At 52.8% G+C, this 375-nt stretch carries 2 protein-coding genes; both read right to left on the bottom strand.

From position 1 onward, the window contains the following. Positions 1–34: 34 nt before the first annotated feature. A complete protein-coding gene (gene rpmC, locus ACODSO_RS29300; protein ID WP_011137725.1) occupies positions 35–223 on the bottom strand; it encodes a 50S ribosomal protein L29 in 189 nt (62 codons plus the stop codon). Beyond that, positions 223–375, bottom strand: a 153-nt coding sequence (locus ACODSO_RS29295; RefSeq protein ID WP_489040107.1) for a ribosomal protein L16, incomplete at its 5' end; no start/stop codon positions are given. The genes rpmC and ACODSO_RS29295, both read right to left, overlap by 1 nt.

The following is a 375-nucleotide window of genomic DNA, read 5'->3' as shown; positions in this document are numbered from 1 at the left end:
GGTCAGCGTACGTACCACTTTGGTTTCGCTCATCTTAAACTGCCTTTTCTTTCAGAACGGTGCGAACACGAGCGATGTCGCGACGCACTTTCTTCAGTTCAGAGGTCTTGGCGAGTTGCTGAGTAGCGTGCTGCATACGCAGGGCAAACTGGGCCTTCAGGAGGCTCAGCAGTTCCGCTTTCAGCTCGTCAACAGTTTTGGCTTTCAGTTCGGACGCTTTCATTACTGACCTACCTGTCTAGTTACAAACACAGTGGCGATCGGCAACTTGGCTGCGGCCAGACGGAAAGCTTCACGAGCGAGTTCCTCGTTAACACCGTCCATTTCGTACAGCATCTTGCCAGGCTGGATTTCGGCCACGTAGTATTCCGGAGA

The organism is Rhodococcus sp. FG69, from assembly GCF_057808915.1.
This window is presented reverse-complemented; position numbering and strand designations above follow the sequence as displayed.